The sequence below is a fragment of the Pseudomonas batumici genome, assembly GCF_036585405.1.
Classification (GTDB): Bacteria; Pseudomonadota; Gammaproteobacteria; order Pseudomonadales; family Pseudomonadaceae; genus Aquipseudomonas; species Aquipseudomonas batumici.
Genome location: NZ_CP144470.1, coordinates 2,091,069 through 2,112,370, shown reverse-complemented (window position 1 = coordinate 2,112,370; position 21,302 = coordinate 2,091,069). Strand labels below are relative to the sequence as shown.

At 61.9% G+C, this 21,302-nt stretch carries 20 protein-coding genes and 1 pseudogene; 20 read left to right on the top strand and 1 reads right to left on the bottom strand.

What is annotated here, in order from left to right; all coding sequences use genetic code 11:
• Window positions 1-5 precede the first annotated feature (5 nt).
• The 10 genes from NUH87_RS09360 (at window position 6) to flhB (ending at window position 7,485) form a co-directional block, all read left to right on the top strand.
• Window positions 6-350 (top strand): Hpt domain-containing protein, encoded by a 345-nt coding sequence (locus tag NUH87_RS09360; protein ID WP_338526776.1) that lies wholly within the window; start codon window positions 6-8, stop codon window positions 348-350.
• Between the two features lie 94 nt (window positions 351-444).
• Window positions 445-1,923, top strand: a complete 1,479-nt coding sequence (locus tag NUH87_RS09355) for a flagellar hook-length control protein FliK (RefSeq protein ID WP_338525713.1) — start codon at window positions 445-447, stop codon at window positions 1,921-1,923.
• Between the two features lie 154 nt (window positions 1,924-2,077).
• Window positions 2,078-2,584: a flagellar basal body-associated protein FliL gene (gene fliL, locus NUH87_RS09350; protein WP_040069849.1), complete on the top strand. Its 507-nt coding sequence runs from the start codon at window positions 2,078-2,080 to the stop codon at window positions 2,582-2,584.
• 9 nt (window positions 2,585-2,593) lie between these two features.
• Entirely contained in the window at window positions 2,594-3,562 is a 969-nt protein-coding gene (gene fliM, locus NUH87_RS09345; RefSeq protein WP_040069850.1) for a flagellar motor switch protein FliM, read from the top strand.
• 56 nt (window positions 3,563-3,618) lie between these two features.
• A complete protein-coding gene (gene fliN, locus NUH87_RS09340) occupies window positions 3,619-4,086 on the top strand; it encodes a flagellar motor switch protein FliN (protein WP_040069852.1) in 468 nt (155 codons plus the stop codon).
• A complete protein-coding gene (fliO, locus tag NUH87_RS09335; RefSeq protein ID WP_338525712.1) occupies window positions 4,087-4,521 on the top strand; it encodes a flagellar biosynthetic protein FliO in 435 nt (144 codons plus the stop codon). It abuts the gene before it with no gap.
• Entirely contained in the window at window positions 4,521-5,273 is a 753-nt protein-coding gene (gene fliP, locus NUH87_RS09330; protein ID WP_040069855.1) for a flagellar type III secretion system pore protein FliP, read from the top strand. Before fliO ends, fliP begins: the two co-directional genes overlap by 1 nt.
• Window positions 5,274-5,288: 15 nt before the next feature.
• On the top strand, window positions 5,289-5,558 hold the full coding sequence (gene fliQ / locus NUH87_RS09325; protein WP_191488660.1) for a flagellar biosynthesis protein FliQ: 270 nt from the start codon (window positions 5,289-5,291) through the stop codon (window positions 5,556-5,558).
• A 1-nt stretch (window position 5,559) separates the two neighbouring features.
• Window positions 5,560-6,342: a flagellar biosynthetic protein FliR gene (gene fliR, locus NUH87_RS09320; protein WP_338525711.1), complete on the top strand. Its 783-nt coding sequence runs from the start codon at window positions 5,560-5,562 to the stop codon at window positions 6,340-6,342.
• Between the two features lie 3 nt (window positions 6,343-6,345).
• Window positions 6,346-7,485 carry a flagellar biosynthesis protein FlhB gene (gene flhB / locus NUH87_RS09315; protein WP_338525710.1) on the top strand — a complete coding sequence of 380 codons (1,140 nt, stop codon included), beginning with the start codon at window positions 6,346-6,348 and terminating at the stop codon, window positions 7,483-7,485.
• Between the two features lie 27 nt (window positions 7,486-7,512).
• Here the strand turns inward: flhB and NUH87_RS09310 are convergent, their stop codons facing one another.
• Window positions 7,513-9,426 (bottom strand): hypothetical protein, encoded by a 1,914-nt coding sequence (locus tag NUH87_RS09310; protein ID WP_338525709.1) that lies wholly within the window; start codon window positions 9,424-9,426, stop codon window positions 7,513-7,515.
• A gap of 332 nt (window positions 9,427-9,758) precedes the next feature.
• Here NUH87_RS09310 and NUH87_RS09305 point away from each other — a divergent pair, with 332 nt between their 5' ends.
• The 10 genes and pseudogenes from NUH87_RS09305 (at window position 9,759) to NUH87_RS09260 (ending at window position 21,302) form a co-directional block, all read left to right on the top strand.
• Complete coding sequence (locus NUH87_RS09305) at window positions 9,759-10,418, top strand: hypothetical protein (protein WP_338525708.1); 660 nt, start codon at window positions 9,759-9,761, stop codon at window positions 10,416-10,418.
• Window positions 10,419-10,537: 119 nt separating this feature from the next.
• On the top strand, window positions 10,538-12,667 hold the full coding sequence (flhA, locus tag NUH87_RS09300; RefSeq protein ID WP_338525707.1) for a flagellar biosynthesis protein FlhA: 2,130 nt from the start codon (window positions 10,538-10,540) through the stop codon (window positions 12,665-12,667).
• 11 nt (window positions 12,668-12,678) lie between these two features.
• Window positions 12,679-14,007, top strand: a complete 1,329-nt coding sequence (gene flhF, locus NUH87_RS09295) for a flagellar biosynthesis protein FlhF (RefSeq protein ID WP_338525706.1) — start codon at window positions 12,679-12,681, stop codon at window positions 14,005-14,007.
• Window positions 14,008-14,128: 121 nt separating this feature from the next.
• Window positions 14,129-14,961: pseudogene (gene fleN, locus NUH87_RS09290) on the top strand (flagellar synthesis regulator FleN).
• Window positions 14,958-15,698, top strand: a complete 741-nt coding sequence (gene fliA, locus NUH87_RS09285) for an RNA polymerase sigma factor FliA (protein ID WP_017124408.1) — start codon at window positions 14,958-14,960, stop codon at window positions 15,696-15,698. Before fleN ends, fliA begins: the two are co-directional and overlap by 4 nt.
• 171 nt (window positions 15,699-15,869) lie before the next feature.
• Window positions 15,870-16,241: a chemotaxis response regulator CheY gene (locus tag NUH87_RS09280; RefSeq protein ID WP_003183998.1), complete on the top strand. Its 372-nt coding sequence runs from the start codon at window positions 15,870-15,872 to the stop codon at window positions 16,239-16,241.
• A 22-nt stretch (window positions 16,242-16,263) separates the two neighbouring features.
• Window positions 16,264-17,052, top strand: coding sequence for a protein phosphatase CheZ (locus tag NUH87_RS09275; RefSeq protein WP_040069872.1), 789 nt, complete (start codon window positions 16,264-16,266; stop codon window positions 17,050-17,052).
• Between the two features lie 14 nt (window positions 17,053-17,066).
• A complete protein-coding gene (locus tag NUH87_RS09270; RefSeq protein WP_338525705.1) occupies window positions 17,067-19,361 on the top strand; it encodes a chemotaxis protein CheA in 2,295 nt (764 codons plus the stop codon).
• A 52-nt stretch (window positions 19,362-19,413) separates the two neighbouring features.
• A complete protein-coding gene (locus tag NUH87_RS09265) occupies window positions 19,414-20,562 on the top strand; it encodes a chemotaxis response regulator protein-glutamate methylesterase (RefSeq protein ID WP_338525704.1) in 1,149 nt (382 codons plus the stop codon).
• Complete coding sequence (locus tag NUH87_RS09260) at window positions 20,562-21,302, top strand: flagellar motor protein (protein ID WP_040069879.1); 741 nt, start codon at window positions 20,562-20,564, stop codon at window positions 21,300-21,302. Before NUH87_RS09265 ends, NUH87_RS09260 begins: the two co-directional genes overlap by 1 nt.

Below are 21,302 nucleotides of genomic sequence, written 5' to 3'. Positions count from 1 at the left end.
ACGATATGGAGCATCTGGATCGCAATGTACTCGGTGCATTGCAGGACATCATGGAGGATGAGTATCCGCTGCTGCTGGATACCTTTCTGGAGGACTCGAGAAAACGCCTGGGGCAGTTGCATCAGGCGAGCAATGCCGCGGATCTCGGGGCGGTGGCGCACAGCTTCAAGGGCAGCAGCAGCAACATGGGGGCGTTGCGCCTGGCCGAGCTTTGCCGTCAGCTGGAGCTGCTGGCCGGACAGTTGCCGCTGGTCGGTGTCGAAGAGCTGATCAACCAGATTGACCGTGAATACGAGTTGGTGCGCCGCGTTTACGAAACCGAACGCGAGCGTTTTCCCGTAAGGCCCTAGTGTCTGTGTCCGCGTCGCCCGGGCAAATATGGCCCGAACCTTGCTTTTGTTCCCTGCATTGTAGTTACCGCCCCTGTGCAGCGGAGATCGTGTTATGCCACTCGCCCCCAATTCGCTCCTCCAGGCCAACGCTGCCGTCAAGCCGCAGGCGGACGCTGTGATTTCAGCGCCGACGGCTGTCGCGGCGCCCAAGGACAATGCTTTCAGCTTCGCGCAGGTCTACCAGGACACCCAGAGCAATCCGGGCAAGCTTGCCTTCAATCCGGTCAAGCCGATGGCGGACACGGCCCCCGTGGTGCCGTCCAAGCCGGACGCGCCGGCCAGCAACGCCAATAATACGGATGCCGCCGCGCAGCCGCCGGTTGCCGGTAGCGGCAAATCCTTGCCTGCCGACAAATCGTCAAAGGCTGATGACAAGACGGCGTCCGCCGATGGCAAGGGCGGTCCTGACAAGACCAAGGCCGACGGCACGACGGCCTCGACCGATGCCTCGAAGCCTGGCGACAAGACCGCTTCCAGCGATGACACCAGCAAGGCAACGACCGATACGCCAGTCGCCGTGGCGACGCCGGACCCGACCCTAGACCCGGCCCTGCTCCAGGCTGCCGCGGCGACGCAGACCCCGGCCCCAGCCCCCGCAGCGGCGACCCCGGTCGATCCGACCCTGACCCCGGCCCCGCTGGCGACAGCGGTGACCGCCGCGGCCAAGCCGGCAGTGGCGACCCCGCCGACCGCTGGTGATGATTTCGATCCGGCCGCCGACCCGCTGGACAACCTGCCGGTCGTACGCCTGGCCATGGAGCAGGGCGGTCACGTCTCGAGCGGCAGCCAGGCTTCGGCGAAATCCACCGACAATAATCCCGTCGATCCGAGCCTGGCGCAGAACCAGGCCAATAACGTTGTCACGTTGCTGGATCAGAAGACCGATCCCGGTAGCACCGACCAGGGCGGCGACAAATCCTTCAAGACGCTGATCGACGACGGTCTCAAGGACCTCAAGAGTGCTTCCAGCGACACCCGGGTCGACGACTTCGCCAATCGCCTGGCAGCGCTGACCCAGGCGGCCACCCCCAAGACCGCCAATGCGCTGCCGGTCAACCAGCCGTTGGCGATGCATCAGAGCGGTTGGAGCGAGGAGGTGGTCAATCGGGTCATGTACCTCTCCAGCGCCAACCTCAAGTCGGCGGAGATCCAGCTGCAACCCGCTGAACTGGGGCGCCTGGATATCAAGGTGAACATGGCGGCCGACCAGCCGACGCAGATCAGCTTCATCAGTGCTCACGCCGGTGTGCGCGACGCACTGGAGGGCAACATGCCGCGTCTGCGCGACATGCTGCAACAGCAAGGCCTGGGGCAGGCCGATGTCACGGTCTCCGACCAGGCCCGGGGTTGGGCCGGCCAGGGCCAGGGCGCGCAGCAGCAGCAACAGCAGCAGGCGCAGAAAGGCAGCAACAGGGGGAGTGGCCTGGGTGGCGACAGCCAGGATGACCTGTCGATTGCCGCCGCCGGCGAAACCGCGGCAGTCAGCCCCAGTGTGGTGGTGGGCTCCAGCGCGGTCGACTATTACGCCTGATGTCTGCGGGAGTCGGTGAGCCGGCTCCCGCAGGTTCTCCCACAGGCGCCGTGGTATTTCAAAGACTGTATTTCCCTTGTACCCAATCTGGCATAACACTTGCTCAAGCCTTGCCGTGCGACTATGAAAAATCGAATAGTGACGGATTATTGGCATGGCGAAGAGCGAAGCAGCGGTAAAAGAACCCGGCAGTAAAAGCAAACTCAAGCTCATCATCGTCATTGTGCTGGGCGTGCTGCTGGCCGTCGGCCTGTCGGTGGGCGCGACCTGGTACTTCATGCACAGTGCCCAGAGCAAGCCGGCTCCGGCGCCCGTCGAGGCCGTCAGTAACGGCAAGCAGCCGGCGATCTTCGAACCCATGGCCCCGGCCTTCGTCACCAACTTCAAGGACGCCTCCGGCCGCCAGCGCTACATGCAGGTGAGTATCACCCTGCTGGCGCGCAACCAGGCCGACCTGGATGCCCTTAAAGTCCACATGCCGGTGATCCGCAACAACCTGGTGATGCTCTTCTCCGGGCAGGCCTACGAAACCCTCGCCACTCCGGTCGGCCAGGAACTGCTGCGCCAGAAAGCCACTGCCAGCGTGCAGGAAGTGGCGCAGAAGGAAGTCGGCAAGGTGGTGGTCGAACAGCTGCTCTTCACTAACTACGTATTGCAGTAGGATCACGACATGGCCGTGCAGGATCTGCTGTCCCAGGATGAGATCGACGCCCTTTTGCACGGCGTCGATGACGGTCTGGTGCAGACCGAAACCTCTGCCGATCCCGGCAGTGTCAAAAGTTACGACCTGACCAGCCAGGATCGCATCGTCCGCGGACGCATGCCGACCCTGGAAATGATCAACGAGCGTTTCGCCCGCTACACCCGTATCAGCATGTTCAACATGCTGCGCCGTTCCGCGGATGTGGCGGTCGGTGGCGTGCAGGTGATGAAGTTCGGCGAATACGTGCACTCGCTCTATGTCCCCACCAGCCTCAACCTGGTGAAGATCAAGCCCCTGCGCGGCACCGCCCTGTTCATCCTCGACGCCAAGCTGGTGTTCAAGCTGGTGGACAACTTTTTCGGCGGCGATGGCCGGCACGCCAAGATCGAAGGCCGTGAGTTCACCCCCACGGAGCTGCGGGTGGTGCGCATGGTGCTGGATCAGGCGTTCATCGATCTCAAGGAAGCCTGGCAGGCGATCATGGAAGTCAATTTCGAGTACATCAACTCGGAAGTGAACCCGGCCATGGCCAACATCGTCGGTCCCAGCGAGGCGGTGGTGGTGTCGACCTTCCATATCGAACTCGACGGCGGCGGCGGCGACCTGCACGTGACCATGCCGTACTCGATGATCGAGCCGGTGCGCGAAATGCTCGACGCCGGTTTCCAGTCGGACCTGGACGACCAAGACGAGCGCTGGGTCAAGGCCCTGCGCGAAGACGTGCTGGACGTGGACGTCCCCCTCAGTGCCACGGTTGCCCGTCGCCAGTTGCGCCTGCGGGACATCCTGCACATGCAACCGGGCGACGTGATTCCGGTGGAACTGCCGGAAGACATGGTCATGCGCGCCAACGGCGTGCCGGCGTTCAAGGTCAAGCTCGGTTCCCACAAGGGCAACCTGGCGCTGCAAGTGATTGAGCCGATCGAGCGCCGCTAGGGCGTCGATCAGAAATGTGCCGTGTTAATTGATTTTCTGCTCGCCGAGGACAACTGATGGCTAATGAACACGATATGACTTCCCCGGACGACCAGGCCCTGGCCGACGAGTGGGCGGCTGCCCTGGAAGAAACCGGCGATGCCGGCCAGGCCGATATCGATGCCTTGCTGGCGGCCGACTCCGGCACTGCGCCGAGCTCCAACCGCCTGCCCATGGAAGAGTTCGGCAGTGTGCCCAGGAGCCACGAGCCGGTGACCCTGGACGGTCCGAACCTGGACGTGATCCTGGACATTCCGGTGTCGATTTCCATGGAAGTCGGCAGCACCGATATCAACATCCGCAACCTGCTGCAATTGAACCAGGGCTCGGTGATCGAGCTGGACCGCCTGGCCGGCGAGCCGTTGGACGTGCTGGTCAATGGCACGTTGATCGCCCACGGTGAAGTGGTGGTGGTCAACGAAAAGTTCGGTATCCGTCTGACCGACGTGATCAGCCCGAGCGAACGCATCAAGAAGCTGCGCTGAATGAGCCGGATTTTCGGCCTCCTGTTGCTGTCGCCGCTCGGTGCGTGGGCGGCGGAGCCGCTGGCCACGGCAACGGCGGCCGCGCCGAGTGCGCCGGGTAGTATGGCCGGACAGTTGACGCAACTGGTGCTCGGCCTGCTGCTGGTGCTGGGGATCATCTTTGTGCTCGCCTGGCTGTTGCGCCGTGTGCAACAGGTGGGGCCGGGGGCCAAGGGGCGGCAGGTCATCGAGTTGATCGGTTCGCGCGCCCTCGGGCCACGTGACCGTCTGGTGCTGGTGCAGGTCGGCAACGAGCAGATCCTGCTCGGGCTGACGCCGGGCACCATCACCCCCCTGCATGTACTCAAGGAACCGGTCCAGGTGCCGAGCGGCGAGCAGGCCACGCCTGAGTTCGCTCAACGCCTGATGGAATTTTTGGGTAAGGATAAGAAGTGATGGGCGCTTTGCGGTTTTTCCTGACGCTGGCCTTGCTGCTGGCGGCACCTTTGGCGCTGGCTGCCGATCCACTGTCGATCCCGGCGATCACCCTCGGCACCGGGGCCAACGGCCAGCAGGAGTATTCGGTCAACCTGCAAATCCTGCTGATCATGACGGCGCTGAGTTTTATCCCGGCGTTCGTCATGCTGATGACCAGCTTCACCCGCATCATCATTGTCTTCTCGATCCTGCGTCAGGCGCTGGGCCTGCAGTCGACGCCCTCGAACCAGATCCTCACCGGCATGGCGTTGTTCCTGACCATGTTCATCATGGCGCCGGTCTACGACAAGGTGAACCACGATGCCCTGCAGCCCTACCTGGCCGAGAAGATGACGGCCCAGGACGCGGTGCTCAAGGCCGAAGGGCCGATCAAGGACTTCATGCTGGCGCAGACCCGCAGCAGCGACTTGGAGCTGTTCATGCGCCTGTCCAAGCGCACCGACATCGCCACGCCCGACCAGGCGCCGCTGACCATTGTCGTGCCGGCCTTCGTGACCTCGGAGTTGAAGACCGCGTTCCAGATCGGCTTCATGATCTTCATTCCCTTCCTGATCATCGACCTGGTGGTGGCCAGTGTGCTGATGGCGATGGGTATGATGATGCTGTCGCCGCTGATTATTTCCCTGCCGTTCAAGATCATGCTGTTCGTGCTGGTGGATGGCTGGGCACTGATCATCGGCACCCTGGCCAGCAGTTTTGGCGGTGTCTAGAGCGAGTGATGTGCAATGACTCCTGAAGTCGCAGTCGACATTTTCCGTGATGCCCTCTGGCTGACCACCCTGATGGTCGCGGTGCTGGTGATCCCGAGCCTGCTGGTGGGCCTGGTGGTGGCGATGTTCCAGGCCGCCACCCAGATCAACGAACAGACCCTGAGCTTCCTGCCGCGCCTGCTGGTGATGCTGATCACCCTGATCGTCGCCGGCCCCTGGCTGGTGCAGAAGTTCATGGAATACATCCTGTCGTTGTACGGCAGTATTCCGCAGGTCATCGGCTGACATGTCGCTGCTCGCGCTGACCGATACGCAGATCAGCAGTTGGGTTGCGAGCTTCATGCTGCCGATGTTCCGGATCGGCGCGGTGATCATGACCATGCCGATCTTCGGGACCACCCTGGTGCCGCGGCGGATACGCATGTATTTCATCCTGGCGCTCACCGTGGTCGTGACCCCCGGCCTGCCGCCGATGCCCGCGGTGCATCCGCTGGATCTGAGCGGGCTGCTGCTGATCGCCGAGCAGATCATTTTCGGCGCCTTGCTGGGCTTGTCCCTGCAACTGTTTTTCCAGGCCTTCGTGGTGGCCGGGCAGATCATCGCGGTGCAGATGGGCATGGGCTTCGCGTCCATGGTCGACCCGGTCAACGGGGTCTCGGCGGCGGTGATCGGGCAATTCTTCACCATGCTGGTGACGCTGATGTTCCTGGCCATGAACGGCCACCTGGTGGTCATCGAGGTGTTGACCGAGAGCTTTACCACCTTCCCGGTGGGCAGCGGGCTGTCGACCACGGATTTCTGGGAAATCTCCGGTAAGCTCGGCTGGGTGCTCGGGGCGGCGTTGATGCTGGTACTGCCGGCGATTACCGCGTTGCTGGTGGTGAACATCGCCTTCGGCATCATGACCCGCGCCGCGCCGCAACTGAACATCTTCTCCATCGGTTTCCCGCTGATCCTGGTGCTGGGGATGTTCATCCTCTGGGTCAGCCTGGGGGACATTCTCAACCAGTATCAACCGCTGGCCGTCGAGGCCCTGCAGTTTTTACGCGAACTGGCACGGGCGCGCTGATCCATGGCTGAGAGCGAGAGCGGTCAGGACAAGACAGAAGACCCCACGGACAAAAAGAAAAGGGAGGCCCGGGAGCGGGGGGAGGTTGCCCGCTCCAAGGAACTCAATACCTTCGCCGTGATGATGGCCGGCGCTGGCGCCTTGCTGGTGTTCGGCGGCGCCCTGGCCCAGGACCTGGCTGAGTTGATGCGCTTGAACTTCAGCCTGACCCGGGAAGTGGTGGTCGACCAGCGCTACATGGCGATTTTCCTGATGCACTCGGGAGAAATCGCCATCTGGGCGGTGCAGCCGATCCTGCTGAGCATCCTGCTCGCCGCCTTCATCGGGCCGATCTCCCTCGGTGGTTGGTTGTTTTCGGCCGGCACCATGGCGCCGAAGTTCAGTCGGATGAACCCCTTGGCGGGGATCAAGCGAATGTTTTCGACCAATGCGCTGATGGAGCTGCTCAAGGCCATCGGCAAGTTCGCCATCGTCCTGTTCGTCGGGCTGTCGGTACTGTCTTCGGATATCGACGACCTGGTGCGCATTGCCCATGAACCGCTGGAGATGGCGATCATTCACAGCCTGCAGGTGGTGGGTTGGAGTACCTTGTGGATGTCCCTGGGGCTGTTGATCATTGCCGCGGTGGATGTGCCGGTGCAGCTCTATCAGGCTCACCAGCGGCTGCTGATGACCAAGCAGGAAGTGCGCGACGAACACAAGGACCAGGAAGGCCGGCCGGAGGTCAAGCAGCGGATTCGCCAGGTGCAGCGCGAAATGTCCCAGCGGCGGATGATGGCGGCGATTCCCGAGGCGGATGTGGTGATCACCAACCCGACCCACTATGCCGTGGCGCTCAAGTACGACGCGGAGAAGGGTGGGGCGCCGGTGTTGCTGGCCAAGGGCAGCGACTTCCTGGCCTTGAAGATCCGCGAGATCGCCGTCGAACACCAGGTCATGCTGCTCGAATCGCCGGCTCTGGCGCGTTCGATCTACTACTCCACCGAATTGGAGCAGGAAATCCCGGCGGGCCTGTACCTGGCGGTGGCGCAGGTGCTGGCGTATGTCTACCAGATTCGCCAGTACCAGGCCGGCAAGGGCAAGCGCCCCGATCCGCTCAAGGGCGACCTGCCGATTCCGCCGGATCTGCGCCGCGACGAGTAGGCGATCATCCGGCGCTGGGGTTATTGCTCAAATGCGGCGCCACTTGCGGGTGTTGGCGGTGTAGCGGAATTTGAGGGTATCGCCTGTTCTGAGTTGAATGGAGGTGCCAGGTGAGAGATTGGTGCCCATGACGGTGGCCGTCAAGGTGGCGTCGGAGGTCAGGGTGACCTCGTCGCCTTCCCAGGCCGTGAGGGGCAGGGTGATTTCCCTGACCCAGTCGGCATTCTTGAAATGCACCCGGGTTTGTTCTGTGCCGGTATCCGCCATCTGGGGCCCGGCCTGGGCCGCGCCGTAAGAGTGTATGGGCGTCTTGACGGCCTGCCAGGTGACCTGGTTGTTGAGCATGAAGACGTATTTGTCACCCCGTTGGAGGCGGTAGACCCTCTGGTCGGGGCGGCGATGGATATGGCTATGCCAGCCTTCGGTGGCCGTTATGTTGGAGGCTATCTCGACATAACTATAGATCGGCGCAGAGGTCGGCAGGGTGATGTTGTCCGTCCAGTTGTAATCCGCTGTCTGGTACTTGATGAATTTTTCATCGGAGCGCACGACGGGGATCGAGTCTCCCGAAGTGTTGGGGGAGTAAACGTGGTCAGGCTGCAATATCCATTTGAGCTCGGCGGTGCTGTATTGGAAGAAGATCACATCATTTTGCTTCAAGATCAGCTCGGCTATCGGAAAGTCACTGTTGGGGACATGCAGTGTTGTTTGTAGTTGGGCTTTGCAAATGATGAGCAGGGTGGCTTTGTTGATTGTTCGGGTAGGGAGTGTCATTGACGCGGACCAATTGCCATTGGCTGTCACCAGGACGATCGCGCCGATGCCATTGGGAATAAACCCGTTGGTGAGATTGTTGGGGGTCACATGAGCAGAGGTCCTTTCTTGATTTCTGAAACTGTTCGCATGAATGCAGTTGTCGATATGCCTGCAACGTAAAGACCAGTCGGTGTTGATGATGTGGAACTTCATGATCGGAGAGTTGAATTCGCCCGCGGCAAACCAGCTCATGACGTCCGACGACATATCGTCGGGTTGATAGACCAGGGTGTATTTGTGTGCCTGGATGGAGCGCAGCTCAAATTCGGGTTTCGACTCTCTACCGACCTGCTCGACGAAGGTCTTCAGCTCACTGCTGGAAGGCCGGTTCTTGCCTATCCAGCGCTGATTGACCCCGGGCCAGAACAGCGGGTCGCGCTGGCTATTGTTGTAGGCAATCACGACATTTTTCTGCAGGGCCCATAGCTGCCTGAGCACCAGGCACTTCCACTTGGGTTCGATCAGCCTGCTACCCAGGCGATTTTTTATAACCGTGGCCAACTCGCGATGTGCCGCGTCGGTAAAGTTCCTGAATTCATGAAAGTCGAGAATGACCACCTCGTTGCCGTGGGCCGTGTAGAGGTTGATGGCGGCTTGCAGGCAGTCGCCTTCGACGGTTCTTCCTGAATTCGTGCTGTGGAAGATCGAGAATCTTTTCGCGTCCCCCTGCGGATAGCCGAAGTAAAACTGGACCCTCAGATCGAGCACCCTGATGCCCGTCTGGAATTGACTATGGGGCGATACGTCCTGGCAGGTGTCATAGCTGTCGGTTTGGGGGGCCTGTTTGTCCGTGGCGGAGTTGTGGGTGCCGGGCAGTATCAGTTCGTCAACGCGCAGGTTGGCGGTGGCACCGGAGTAGTAGCCCATCCAGTTAGGCCGGACATTGTTGAACGGCGAGCAGATGCCGCCTTTGACGCTGCCGTTCGGGCACCAGCCTATCCTGGGTGTCGAAACAGGCTCGTCGCCTGGAGCAGGATCGCTGCTGGGGAACTGCTCGGTGTCGGGGTATGGCGCAGGAGTGTAAGGGGCGAACTCCGGCGCTACATAAGGTTTCAATACGCCGTGTTCGTCCAGGTCTTCCGGGCGGACACCCATTTGTTCGGCAAGGGAAATATTATCGGTCATGGCAAGCCTCTGCTCGGTGCGCCGGAGCGGCTACTTCCGATATTTCCCAACAACAGTCGCTCGATGACTTAATTGGATACCTCCATGGCTGTTTCAACCACTGTCAGAAGTATCAGGTTGACGTTTCTGTCTTGTGTGCTATCGGCTGGAATCAAGGCGCACGGGCGTGTTGCGCGAAGGTTTCCTCATCGGGGGGAGGGGCGACCAACGGCAGTGTTTTTTGCACAAACCTGTCAATTCTGACAGTAGACCGCGTTCGCTTGCCCGGCGTCTCATGGGTTCCATGGATGTTTCATTCTTCTCAGGGATGACCACCATGGGAGCGAACGATCATGAACAACGAGCCATATGAGCGCCTGGAAGGGATGGGTTTGCTATTTGTATCAGGCAGGTTGGAGGACAAACCTGAAATCGGTGCGATCGGCTATTCAATCACTTTCAGGTTGTTACTGGATTTTGACCGTTTCAAGGAAGCTGCCGACGCCCATATTCCGGGTTACCTCGATTCTCCTGTCAATGCCATCCGTCCCGAGTTGGCCGGGTTGGCCTACCACTATTGGTATAACTACTTTTCCAGCGCCGCGGGGCGTATCCATTCATTCGAGCAGCTCTGCAGGGTATTCAGTAATTCGAATGATTACATGAGTGACTGGTCCGCCAATGGGCTTTCGAGGCGTTATGGCAAGCCGGTTTTCGAGTTTTTCGACGATGATGTGTTTATCACGGTCCAGCAGGATTACCGCTGGAGCGACCGCAAGCGTCAGGTCGTCATTGCCGATTTGCCCATCATCGAATTTCAGTGGGCACTCAATTTGATGTTGGGGCATGACCTGCTGGCGCGTGCCCCGACGGCGGTGGTCGTTCTGGGGTATTTCCATGAGGACAAGGTCAAGGTCGAGGACACCCGGTTGAATCGCGGGATCCTGTACATGAAAGGGAGTGATCTGCACTTTGGCAAATTGACCGCGAGCGACATCAGAACCGCCCAGTGAAACGCCGGGTCGGAGGCGGCGCGTTACCTTGGATGGCAAAAGTTGGAAGGCTTCTTGCAGTGGCAGGCCTGTGGCGCTCCCGGCGTCAAAAGTTTGCTTCAAGGTGACGAGGAATACCGGTGGATCGCTCTCAACTTATCAACACGGCGCGCAGTAACCTGAGCAGCCTCGGCCGGGGCAACCTGGGTGTGCCGGTGCTGCTGTTGGTCATGCTGGCGATGATGATGTTGCCGGTGCCGGCGTTCCTGCTGGACGTTTTCTTCACCTTCAACATCGCCTTGTCCCTGGTTGTCCTGCTGGTCTGCGTCTACGCCCTGCGGCCGCTGGACTTCGCCGTCTTCCCGACCATCCTGCTGGTGGCCACGCTGTTGCGTCTGGCCCTGAACGTGGCCTCGACCCGGGTGGTCATGCTCCATGGCCAGGAGGGGCATGCCGCCGCGGGCAAGGTGATCCAGGCCTTCGGCGAGGTGGTGATCGGCGGCAACTACGTGGTCGGTATCGTGGTCTTCGCGATCCTGATGATCATCAACTTCGTCGTGGTCACCAAGGGTGCCGGGCGGATTTCCGAGGTGAGCGCGCGCTTCACCCTCGATGCGATGCCCGGCAAGCAGATGGCGATCGACGCCGACCTCAACGCCGGCCTGATCGATCAGCCACAAGCCAAGCTGCGTCGTCTGGAAGTGGCCCAGGAAGCCGAGTTCTACGGTTCCATGGACGGTGCCAGCAAATTCGTTCGCGGTGACGCCATCGCCGGCTTGCTGATTCTGTTCATCAACCTGATCGGCGGCATGGCGGTCGGGATCTTCCAGCACCACATGAGCTTCGCCGATGCGGGCAAGGTCTATGCCTTGCTGACCATCGGTGACGGTTTGGTGGCGCAATTGCCATCACTGTTGCTGTCCACCGCCGCGGCGATCATGGTGACCCGGGCGTCCGGCTCGGAAGAAATGGGCAAGCAGATCAGCCGGCAGATGTTCGCCTCGCCCAAGGCCCTGGCGGTGGCCGCCGGCCTGATGGCGGTGATGGGCCTGGTGCCGGGCATGCCGCACGTGTCCTTCCTCAGCCTGGCGCTGGTGGCCGGTGGCGCCGCCTACCTGGTCTGGAAGAAGCAGAATGTCGCCAAGATCCAGGCCCTGGCCGAGGTCCAGCGTCAGCAGGACCTGCTGCCGTCGCCGGCGCGGGCCATGGAAACCAAGGAGCTGGGCTGGGACGACGTGAGCCCCATCGACATGATCGGCCTGGAAGTCGGCTATCGCCTGATTCCGCTGGTGGATCGCAACCAGGGTGGGCAGTTGCTGGCGCGGATCAAGGGGGTGCGCAAGAAGCTCTCCCAGGACTTGGGCTTCCTGATGCCCACCGTGCATATTCGTGACAACCTCGACCTGGCGCCCAGTGCCTACCGCCTGACCCTGATGGGCGTGACCCTGGCCGAAGCCGAGATTTACCCGGATCGCGAGTTGGCGATCAATCCGGGCCAGGTCTATGGCTCGCTCAACGGGATTACCGCCAAGGACCCGGCCTTCGGCCTTGAAGCGGTGTGGATCGAGGTCAGCCAGCGGCCCCAGGCCCAGTCCCTGGGTTATACCGTGGTCGACGCCAGCACCGTGGTGGCAACGCACCTCAACCAGATCCTCTACAAGCACTCCAGCGAATTGATCGGTCACGAGGAAGTCCAGCAACTCATGCAATTGCTGGCCAAGGGCTCGCCGAAGCTGGCCGAAGAGCTGGTGCCGGGGATCATTTCCCTGTCGCACTTGCTCAAGGTACTGCAGGCCTTGCTGGCCGAACACGTGCCGGTCCGGGATATCCGCAGCATTGCCGAAGCCATCGCCAACAATGCCACCAAGAGTCAAGATACTGCCGCTATGGTTGCCGCGGTGCGCGTCGGATTGTCGCGCGCAATCGTCCAAAGCATTGTAGGGCTTGAGTCCGAGCTGCCTGTGATCACCTTGGAACCAAGGTTGGAACAAATATTGCTCAATAGTCTGCAGAAGGCCGGACAAGGCTCGGAAGAAGGCGTTCTTCTGGAGCCGAGCATGGCTGAAAAACTCCAGCGTTCGCTGATCGACGCCGCCCAGCGCCAGGAAATGCAAGGGCAGCCGGTGATCCTGCTGGTAGCTGGACCGGTTCGCGCGATGCTTTCGCGGTTCGGACGACTGGCGGTGCCAAGCCTGCATGTATTGGCCTACCAGGAAATTCCGGACAACAAGCAAGTGACCATCGTTGCGACAGTAGGGCCCAACGGCTGAGGTAGTGGGTTATGCAAGTTAAGCGTTTTTTCGCCGCCGATATGCGTCAGGCCATGAAGCTGGTTCGTGATGAGCTGGGTTCGGACGCGGCCATTATCGGCAACCGCCGGATTGCGGGCGGTGTCGAGCTGACGGCTGCCCTGGACTACAAGCTCTCGGCACTGTCGCCACGGGTGCCGAACATCGAGCTCGAAGACGAGCTGCGCAAGACCCAGTCGCGTATCGTCACCGCCCAGGCCGAACTGAGCCTGCGCAGCGACGGTGAAGGCGATGCGACGACCAATCGACAACTGTTCGCCGGCCTGCCACTGACCGCCGCCGAGCCGCTGATCGAACCGACCTTCGACGAACCCCGGCGTCCGGCCCCTGCGCCTGTTGCCCCGGCCCCGGCGGTGGACCAGCGGGTGTTCGACTCGATGCGTTCGGAACTCAACGGCCTGCGCGAGCTGCTGGAAGTCCAGCTCGGCTCCCTGGCCTGGAACCAGTTGCAAGGCCGTCAGCCGCAACAGGCCAACCTCTGGCGTCGTCTGCAGCGCATCGGCCTGTCCGGGCCGCTGTCGCGGGACTTGCTGGACCTGGTCAGCGAAATCGACGAGCCGCGCCAGGCCTGGCGCATGCTGCTGGCGCACCTGGCGCGGATGATCGTCACCCCCGAGATCGAGCCGCTGGAAGAGGGTGGCGTGATCGCCATGGTCGGCCCGGCCGGCATGGGCAAGACCACCACGCTGGCCAAGCTGGCGGCGCGCTACGTGCTCAAGTACGGCGCGCAGAACATCGCGCTGGTGAGCATGGACAGCTTCCGCATCGGTGCCCAGGAGCAGCTCAAGACCCTGGGACGGATCCTCAACGTGTCCGTGACCCATGTCGATCCGGGCCAGTCCCTGGCCCAGGCCCTCGATCCGCTGCTGCGCAAGCGTGTGGTGCTGATCGATACCGCCGGCCTGCAGGCCAGCGATCCGGCCTTGCGCATGCAGCTGGAAAGCCTGGCCGGACGCGGGATCAAGGCCAAGAATTACCTGGTGCTGGCCACCACCAGCCAGAAGCAGGTGCTGACCGCCGCCTACCACAGTTACAAGCGCTGCGGGCTGGCCGGTTGCATCCTGACTAAGCTTGATGAAACGGCGAGCCTCGGCGAAGTGCTGAGCCTGGCCATCAGTCACGAGTTGCCGGTGGCCTATCTGACCGACGGGCCGCGCATTCCGGATGACCTGCACCTGCCGCGCCGGCATCAGTTGGTGTCCAGGGCGGTCAGTGTACAAATGCAGGAAGAGCCCAGCGAGGAGGCCATGGCCGATATGTTCGCTGACATCTACCACAGCCCGTCCAAACGGGTGGGCTGAGATGAGTATGAAGACGTTGCAAACGACCTCCATCGAGGGTCTGCCACGCGTTGTTCCGGCAAGTGACCGCGCAGCCACTTATGTGGCCTTCCGTCTAAGCAAGACAAGGTAAGAAGAGAACATGGGCAGCATGCATCCCGTACAGGTGATCGCGGTGACCGGCGGCAAAGGTGGCGTCGGGAAGACCAACGTGTCAGTGAATTTATCCCTGGCGCTGGCTGAGCTCGGCCGGCGCGTCATGCTGCTGGATGCCGATCTGGGACTGGCGAATGTCGATGTGCTGCTGGGCCTGACCCCCAAACGCACCCTGGCCGACGTGGTCGAGGGGCGCTGCGAACTGCGCGATGTGCTGCTGCAAGGTCCGGGCGGGATTCGTATCGTGCCCGCGGCCTCGGGCACCCAGAGCATGGTGCACCTGAGCCCGGCGCAGCATGCGGGCCTGATCCAGGCCTTCAGCGACATCGGCGACAACCTCGACGTGCTGGTGATCGACACCGCCGCGGGCATTGGCGAGTCGGTGGTCAGCTTTGTCCGCGCGGCCCAGGAAGTGCTGCTGGTGGTCTGCGACGAGCCGACCTCGATCACCGACGCCTACGCCTTGATCAAGCTGCTCAACCGCGACTACGGCATGAACCGCTTCCGGGTGCTGGCCAACATGGCCCAGAGCCCGCAGGAAGGCCGCAACCTGTTCGCCAAGTTGACCAAGGTCACGGACCGCTTCCTCGATGTGGCCCTACAATACGTCGGCGCCGTTCCTTATGACGAGTGCGTGCGCAAGGCCGTGCAAAAGCAGCGTGCGGTCTATGAGGCATTCCCTCGTTCGAAATGCGCCTTGGCGTTCAAGGCTATTGCCCAGAAGGTCGACACCTGGCCGCTGCCCGCCAACCCGCGGGGCACCTGGAGTTTTTCGTCGAGCGTCTGGTGCATCAAACGAGTGCGGGACCGGTGCTATGACTGCCAGTGGCTATCGCATGTATTCCAAGTCGTCGCGTGACAGCCAGTATGAATTGATTGAACGTTATGCGCCGTTGGTCAAACGTATCGCCTATCACCTGCTGGCACGCCTGCCGGCCAGCGTCCAGGTCGAGGATCTGATCCAGGCCGGGATGATCGGCCTGCTGGAAGTCTCGACCAAGTACGACTCGAGCAAGGGGGCCAGTTTCGAGACCTATGCCGGCATTCGTATCCGTGGCGCGATGCTCGATGAAGTGCGCAAGGGCGACTGGGCGCCGCGTTCGGTTCACCGCAACACCCGCATGGTCAGTGACGCAATTCGTGCAATTGAAGCAAAAACCGGTCGTGACGCTAAAGATCACGAGGTTGCAGCCGAACTCCAATTGAGTCTCGACGATTATTACGGGATTTTGAACGATACCTTGGGCAGCCGCCTGTTCAGTTTCGACGACCTGTTGCAGGACGGCGAGCATGAAGGGCTGCATGAGGACGGTGCGAGTGCTCATCTCGAGCCGTCGCGCGACCTGGAAGATGAACGCTTCCAGGCGGCGCTGGCGGATGCGATTGCCAATTTGCCGGAGCGTGAGCGACTGGTGTTGGCGCTGTACTACGACGAGGAGCTGAACCTCAAGGAGATTGGTGAGGTGCTGGGGGTCAGCGAGTCGCGAGTCAGCCAGTTACACAGCCAGTGCGCGGCCCGCTTGCGGGGGCGTTTGGGGGAGTGGCGAGCGCGCTGAGGCGGTTTGGGAACACTGCGAACGAGATCGGCATGGCGTTTGACGCCCTGGCGGTGACTCGGCCGGATGGGGTTTCCATGCAGTCGTTGAGTGCTGTGCCGGATTGATTGAACAGCGCGTTCAGGTGCTGAACGCGTTTAAGACTGCTTGGAGGTCGAATTGGACAAGAACATGAAAATCCTCATCGTTGACGATTTTTCAACGATGCGGCGGATCATCAAGAACCTGTTGCGTGACCTCGGGTTCACCAACACGGTCGAGGCGGACGACGGTACCACCGCGATTCCCGTCCTCAACAGCGGTAGCATCGACTTTCTGGTGACTGACTGGAACATGCCCGGCATGACCGGCATCGACCTGCTGCGTCACGTACGCGCCGATGAAAAGCTCAAGCACCTGCCGGTGTTGATGGTCACCGCCGAAGCCAAGCGCGAGCAGATCATCGAAGCTGCCCAGGCCGGTGTAAACGGCTATGTGGTCAAACCATTCACGGCCCAGGCGTTGAAAGAGAAGATCGAGAAAATCTTCGAACGCATCGGCTGATGATGTCCACCACGGGGGCGCTATGGAGCACAACGAATCTTCACTGGGTGATTTTGAATTAACCCTGAAAAAACATGCCCGCGAACTGGTCGACAGCCTTGAAAAAGGCCGGTTCGGTGACGCGGTGCAAATGATCCATGAGCTGAATCAGACCCGTGACCGTGGCCTGTACCTGGAAGTCGGCAAGCTCACCCGCGAATTGCACAGTGCCATTGTCAACTTCCAGATCGACCCGCATATGCCGCAGGCCGAGGAAGTGTCGCAGATCACCGACGCCACCGAGCGCCTGTCCTATGTGGTCAGGCTGACCGAGGCTGCGGCCAACCGCACCATGGACCTGGTGGAGAGCGCGACCCCGCGGGTCAGTGGCCTGCATGAGGAAGCCAAGGCATTGAGCACCGACTGGAGCCGTTTCATGCGGCGCGAAGTCGATGCCCAGGAGTTTCGCGAGCTGGCGCGGCGGGTCGACGGTTTCCTGTCCCGCAGCGAGCAGGAGACCCGTGCCGTGTCGAGCGACCTGAACGACATTCTGCTGGCCCAGGACTACCAGGACCTTACCGGCCAGGTGATCAAGCGCGTGACCCAGATGGTCACCGAAGTGGAAAGCAATCTGCTCAAGCTGGTGCTGATGGCCAGTCAGGTCGACCGCTTTGCCGGTATCGAACATGACCGCGAAGCCATCCTCGCCGAAAAAGATCAGCAAAAAGAGCTGGCCAAGGGTGTAGGTCCGCAGATTCATGCCGATAAACGTGAAGACGTTGTATCCGGTCAGGACGATGTCGACGATTTGCTTTCCAGTCTTGGATTCTAGGAGCACCCAAACACATGAGCTTCGGCGCCGATGAAGAGATCCTTCAGGATTTCCTGGTTGAGGCCGGCGAGATTCTGGAGCAACTGTCCGAACAACTGGTCGAGCTGGAAAGCCGACCGGATGATGCGGATCTGCTCAATGCAATCTTTCGCGGTTTTCACACTGTAAAAGGGGGCGCCGGCTTCCTCCAGCTCAACGAGCTGGTGGAGTGCTGCCACATCGCCGAGAACGTGTTCGACATCCTGCGCAAGGGTGAGCGGCGCGTCGATGCGGAACTGATGGACGTGGTCCTGGAAGCGCTGGATGCAGTGAACAGCATGTTCAGCGAAGTGCGTGAGCGCGGCCCGATCACCCCGGCGACCCCGGAGTTGCTGGCGGCCTTGGCGCGCCTGGCGGAACCGGCGGGTGCCGAAGAGGTGGCCGCGCCAGTGGCCGAGGTCGTGGAGCCTGAACCGGTCGCTGAAAGCGAGTCCGGCGACATCACCGACAACGAATTCGAATTGCTGCTCGACTCCCTGAACAGCGTCAAGGCCGAAGCCGAGGCGCCGCAAGCCGTTGCCGCGGTGGAAGGCGAGGCCGGCAGTGATGAGATCACCGACGCCGAGTTCGAATCCTTGCTCGACCAGTTGCACGGCAAGGGCCAGTTCGCCCCCGATGCGGTGGCGACGCCGGCTCAACCGGCGGCATCCGGCGCAACGCCCGATGCAACCGAAAGCAGCGATATTACCGACGATGAATTCGAAGCCTTGCTGGACCAGTTGCATGGCAAGGGCTCGTTCAAGGTCGACGCCCTCGATACGGCTGCGGCCTCGGCCCAGGCGTCTGAAGTCACGGGTGCCAAGGGCGATGACCTGATCACCGACCAGGAGTTCGAATCCCTGCTCGACGAGCTGCATGGCAAGGGCAAGTTCACCGAAGTGGCCGCGACTACCGCGACCGCCGCAGTGGCTGCAGTGGCCACGCCGGTCGCCAGCAAACCGACTGCCGCGCCTGCCGCCAAGGCACCCGCTCCGGCAGCGGCGCCTGCGCCGGCACCCGCCAAGGCGACAGCAGCACCGGCTGCCGCGGCCGCACCTGCGCCTGCCCGGGCTCCGGCACCTGCCGCCGCGGCCTCTGGCGAAAAGCCGGTCGCCAGCGAAGCGGAAACCACCGTGCGGGTCGATACCGCGCGCCTGGACGAGATCATGAACATGGTCGGCGAACTGGTGCTGGTGCGTAACCGCCTGGTGCGCCTGGGCTTGAACAGCGGCGATGAAGCCATGTCCAAGGCCGTGTCCAACCTCGACGTGGTGACCGCCGACCTGCAGACCGCGGTGATGAAAACCCGCATGCAGCCGATCAAGAAAGTCTTCGGCCGCTTCCCGCGCCTGGTTCGCGACCTGGCCCGGCAGTTGAAGAAAGAGATCAACCTGGAACTGGTGGGTGAAGAGACCGACCTGGACAAGAACCTGGTCGAGGCCTTGGCCGACCCGCTGGTCCACTTGGTGCGCAACTCGGTCGACCACGGTATCGAAGAACCGGCCGACCGCGAAGCCATGGGCAAGTCCCGCAGCGGTCGCGTAGTGCTCTCCGCCGAGCAGGAAGGCGACCACATCCTGCTGTCCATCTCCGATGACGGCAAGGGCATGGACGCCGACGTGCTGCGCAGCATCGCGGTGAAGAAGGGCCTGATGGACAAGGATGCGGCCGATCGCCTGAGCGAGACCGACTGCTTCAACCTGATCTTCGCCCCGGGCTTCTCGACCAAGACCGAGATTTCCGACGTGTCCGGCCGTGGCGTGGGCATGGACGTGGTGAAAACCAAGATCGCCCAGCTCAACGGCACCATCAACATCTACTCGACCAAGGGCAAGGGCTCGAAGATCGTCATCAAGGTCCCGTTGACCCTGGCGATCATGCCGACCCTGATGGTCATGCTCGGCAACCAGGCCTTCGCTTTCCCGCTGGTCAACGTCAACGAGATCTTCCACCTCGACCTGTCGCGCACCAACGTGGTCGACGGCCAGGAAGTGGTGATCGTGCGGGACAAGGCACTGCCGCTGTTCTACCTCAAGCGCTGGCTGGTCAGCTCGGCCGCTCACGAAGAGCAGCGCGAGGGCCATGTGGTGATCCTTTCGGTGGGCACCCAGCGGATCGGCTTCGTCGTCGACCAGTTGGTGGGCCAGGAAGAAGTGGTCATCAAGCCGCTGGGCAAGATGCTGCAAGGGACTCCGGGCATGTCGGGCGCCACCATTACCGGTGACGGCCGCATCGCGCTGATTCTCGATGTGCCGAGCATGCTCAAGCGTTACGCCGCACGGCGTATTTGATTCTGGTTCGGCGGCGGCGCATAGGGCCGCCGCCGTGCCTAACGGAGTGTTTATGGTAGTCAAGGTCCTGGTGGTGGATGATTCGGGGTTTTTCCGCCGCCGCGTCTCGGAAATCCTTTCGGCGGATACGAGCATCCAGGTCGTCGGTACGGCGACCAACGGTAAAGAAGCCATCGATCAGGCCCTGGCCCTCAAGCCGGACGTGATCACCATGGACTACGAGATGCCGATGATGGACGGCATCACGGCAGTGCGGCATATCATGCAGCGCTGCCCGACTCCGGTGCTGATGTTCTCGTCCCTGACCCACGAAGGCGCCCGTGTCACCCTCGATGCGCTGGACGCCGGGGCCGTGGACTTCCTGCCGAAGAATTTCGAAGACATCTCGCGCAACCCCGAGAAGGTCAAGCAACTGTTGTGCGAGAAGGTGCACAGCATCTCGCGCAGCAACCGTCGCTTCAGCAGCTACAGTGCGCCCGCGCCGACGCCTGCGCCGGCGCCGGCGCCGACCGCGACAGCCCCTTCGAGCAGCTATTCCAGCCACGCCCCGGCGGCCCCGGCGCCCGTGCGGACCACGCCGGTGGCCAGTCGTGCGCCGGCACCCGCCGCGGTCTCGACCTCCGGCGCGCCGAAGCGCAAGGCCTACAAGCTGGTGGCCATCGGTACCTCCACCGGTGGTCCGGTGGCCTTGCAGCGGGTCCTGACCCAGTTGCCGGCGAGCTTCCCGGCGCCCATCGTGTTGATCCAGCACATGCCGGCGGCCTTCACCAAGGCGTTTGCCGAGCGCCTGGACAAGCTGTGCCAGATCAGCGTCAAGGAAGCCGAGGATGGCGACATCCTGCGTCCCGGCCTGGCCTTGCTCGCCCCGGGCGGCAAGCAGATGATGGTCGACGGTCGTGGCGCGGTGAAAATCCTGCCGGGCGACGAACGCCTGAACTACAAGCCGTGCGTGGATATCACCTTCGGTTCGGCGGCCAAGTCCTACGGTGACAAAGTTCTGGCGGTGGTCCTCACCGGCATGGGCGCCGACGGTCGTGAAGGCGCGCGCCTGCTCAAGCAGGGCGGCAGTGCCATCTGGGCCCAGGACGAAGCCAGTTGCGTGATCTATGGCATGCCCATGGCCATCGTCAAGGCTGAACTGGCCGACGCGGTCTACAGCCTGGACGAAATCGGCAAGCATCTGGTCGAGGCGTGCCTCTGATGGATGTGCTGAGCCTTATCGGGATCATCCTGGCCTTTGTCGCCATTATCGGCGGCAATTTCCTCGAGGGCGGGCACCTGGGGGCACTGGCCAACGGTCCGGCGGCGTTGATCGTATTGGGCGGCACCATCGGCGCGGCCCTGCTGCAATCGCCGATCAGCGCGTTCAAGCGCGCCATGCAGATTCTCGGCTGGATCCTGTTTCCACCGCGTATCGATCTGCCCGCCGGCGTCGAGCGCGTGGTCAACTGGAGCCTGACCGCGCGCAAGGAGGGGCTGCTGGGTCTGGAAGGCGTCGCCGATACGGAGCCGGACGCCTACTCGCGCAAAGGGCTGCAACTGCTGGTCGATGGCGCCGAGCCGGAAGCCATCCGCAGTATCCTGGAGGTGGATTTCTATACCCAGGAAAGCCGCGATATCGAGGCCGCCAAGGTATTCGAAAGCATGGGCGGCTATGCGCCGACCATCGGTATCATCGGTGCGGTCATGGGCCTGATCCACGTAATGGGCAACCTGGGCGACCCTTCGCAACTGGGTAACGGCATCGCCGTGGCCTTCGTCGCCACCATCTACGGCGTGTCCAGTGCCAACCTGGTGCTGTTGCCGGTGGCCAGCAAGCTCAAGTCCATAGCCCTGCGCCAGTCCCGCTACCGGGAAATGCTGCTCGAAGGCATCCTGTCGATTGCCGAGGGCGAGAACCCGCGCTCCATTGAATTGAAGCTGCAAGGCTTCATGGAGTGA

Coding starts and splice junctions, on each gene's coding strand:
- NUH87_RS09360 (WP_338526776.1), top strand. CDS start 6: ATGGAGCATCTGGATCGCAATGTACTCGGTGCATTGCAGGACATCATG.
- NUH87_RS09355 (WP_338525713.1), top strand. CDS start 445: ATGCCACTCGCCCCCAATTCGCTCCTCCAGGCCAACGCTGCCGTCAAG.
- fliL (WP_040069849.1), top strand. CDS start 2,078: ATGGCGAAGAGCGAAGCAGCGGTAAAAGAACCCGGCAGTAAAAGCAAA.
- fliM (WP_040069850.1), top strand. CDS start 2,594: ATGGCCGTGCAGGATCTGCTGTCCCAGGATGAGATCGACGCCCTTTTG.
- fliN (WP_040069852.1), top strand. CDS start 3,619: ATGGCTAATGAACACGATATGACTTCCCCGGACGACCAGGCCCTGGCC.
- fliO (WP_338525712.1), top strand. CDS start 4,087: ATGAGCCGGATTTTCGGCCTCCTGTTGCTGTCGCCGCTCGGTGCGTGG.
- fliP (WP_040069855.1), top strand. CDS start 4,521: ATGGGCGCTTTGCGGTTTTTCCTGACGCTGGCCTTGCTGCTGGCGGCA.
- fliQ (WP_191488660.1), top strand. CDS start 5,289: ATGACTCCTGAAGTCGCAGTCGACATTTTCCGTGATGCCCTCTGGCTG.
- fliR (WP_338525711.1), top strand. CDS start 5,560: ATGTCGCTGCTCGCGCTGACCGATACGCAGATCAGCAGTTGGGTTGCG.
- flhB (WP_338525710.1), top strand. CDS start 6,346: ATGGCTGAGAGCGAGAGCGGTCAGGACAAGACAGAAGACCCCACGGAC.
- NUH87_RS09310 (WP_338525709.1), bottom strand. CDS start 9,426: ATGACCGATAATATTTCCCTTGCCGAACAAATGGGTGTCCGCCCGGAA.
- NUH87_RS09305 (WP_338525708.1), top strand. CDS start 9,759: ATGAACAACGAGCCATATGAGCGCCTGGAAGGGATGGGTTTGCTATTT.
- flhF (WP_338525706.1), top strand. CDS start 12,679: ATGCAAGTTAAGCGTTTTTTCGCCGCCGATATGCGTCAGGCCATGAAG.
- fliA (WP_017124408.1), top strand. CDS start 14,958: ATGACTGCCAGTGGCTATCGCATGTATTCCAAGTCGTCGCGTGACAGC.
- NUH87_RS09280 (WP_003183998.1), top strand. CDS start 15,870: ATGAAAATCCTCATCGTTGACGATTTTTCAACGATGCGGCGGATCATC.
- NUH87_RS09275 (WP_040069872.1), top strand. CDS start 16,264: ATGGAGCACAACGAATCTTCACTGGGTGATTTTGAATTAACCCTGAAA.
- NUH87_RS09270 (WP_338525705.1), top strand. CDS start 17,067: ATGAGCTTCGGCGCCGATGAAGAGATCCTTCAGGATTTCCTGGTTGAG.
- NUH87_RS09265 (WP_338525704.1), top strand. CDS start 19,414: ATGGTAGTCAAGGTCCTGGTGGTGGATGATTCGGGGTTTTTCCGCCGC.
- NUH87_RS09260 (WP_040069879.1), top strand. CDS start 20,562: ATGGATGTGCTGAGCCTTATCGGGATCATCCTGGCCTTTGTCGCCATT.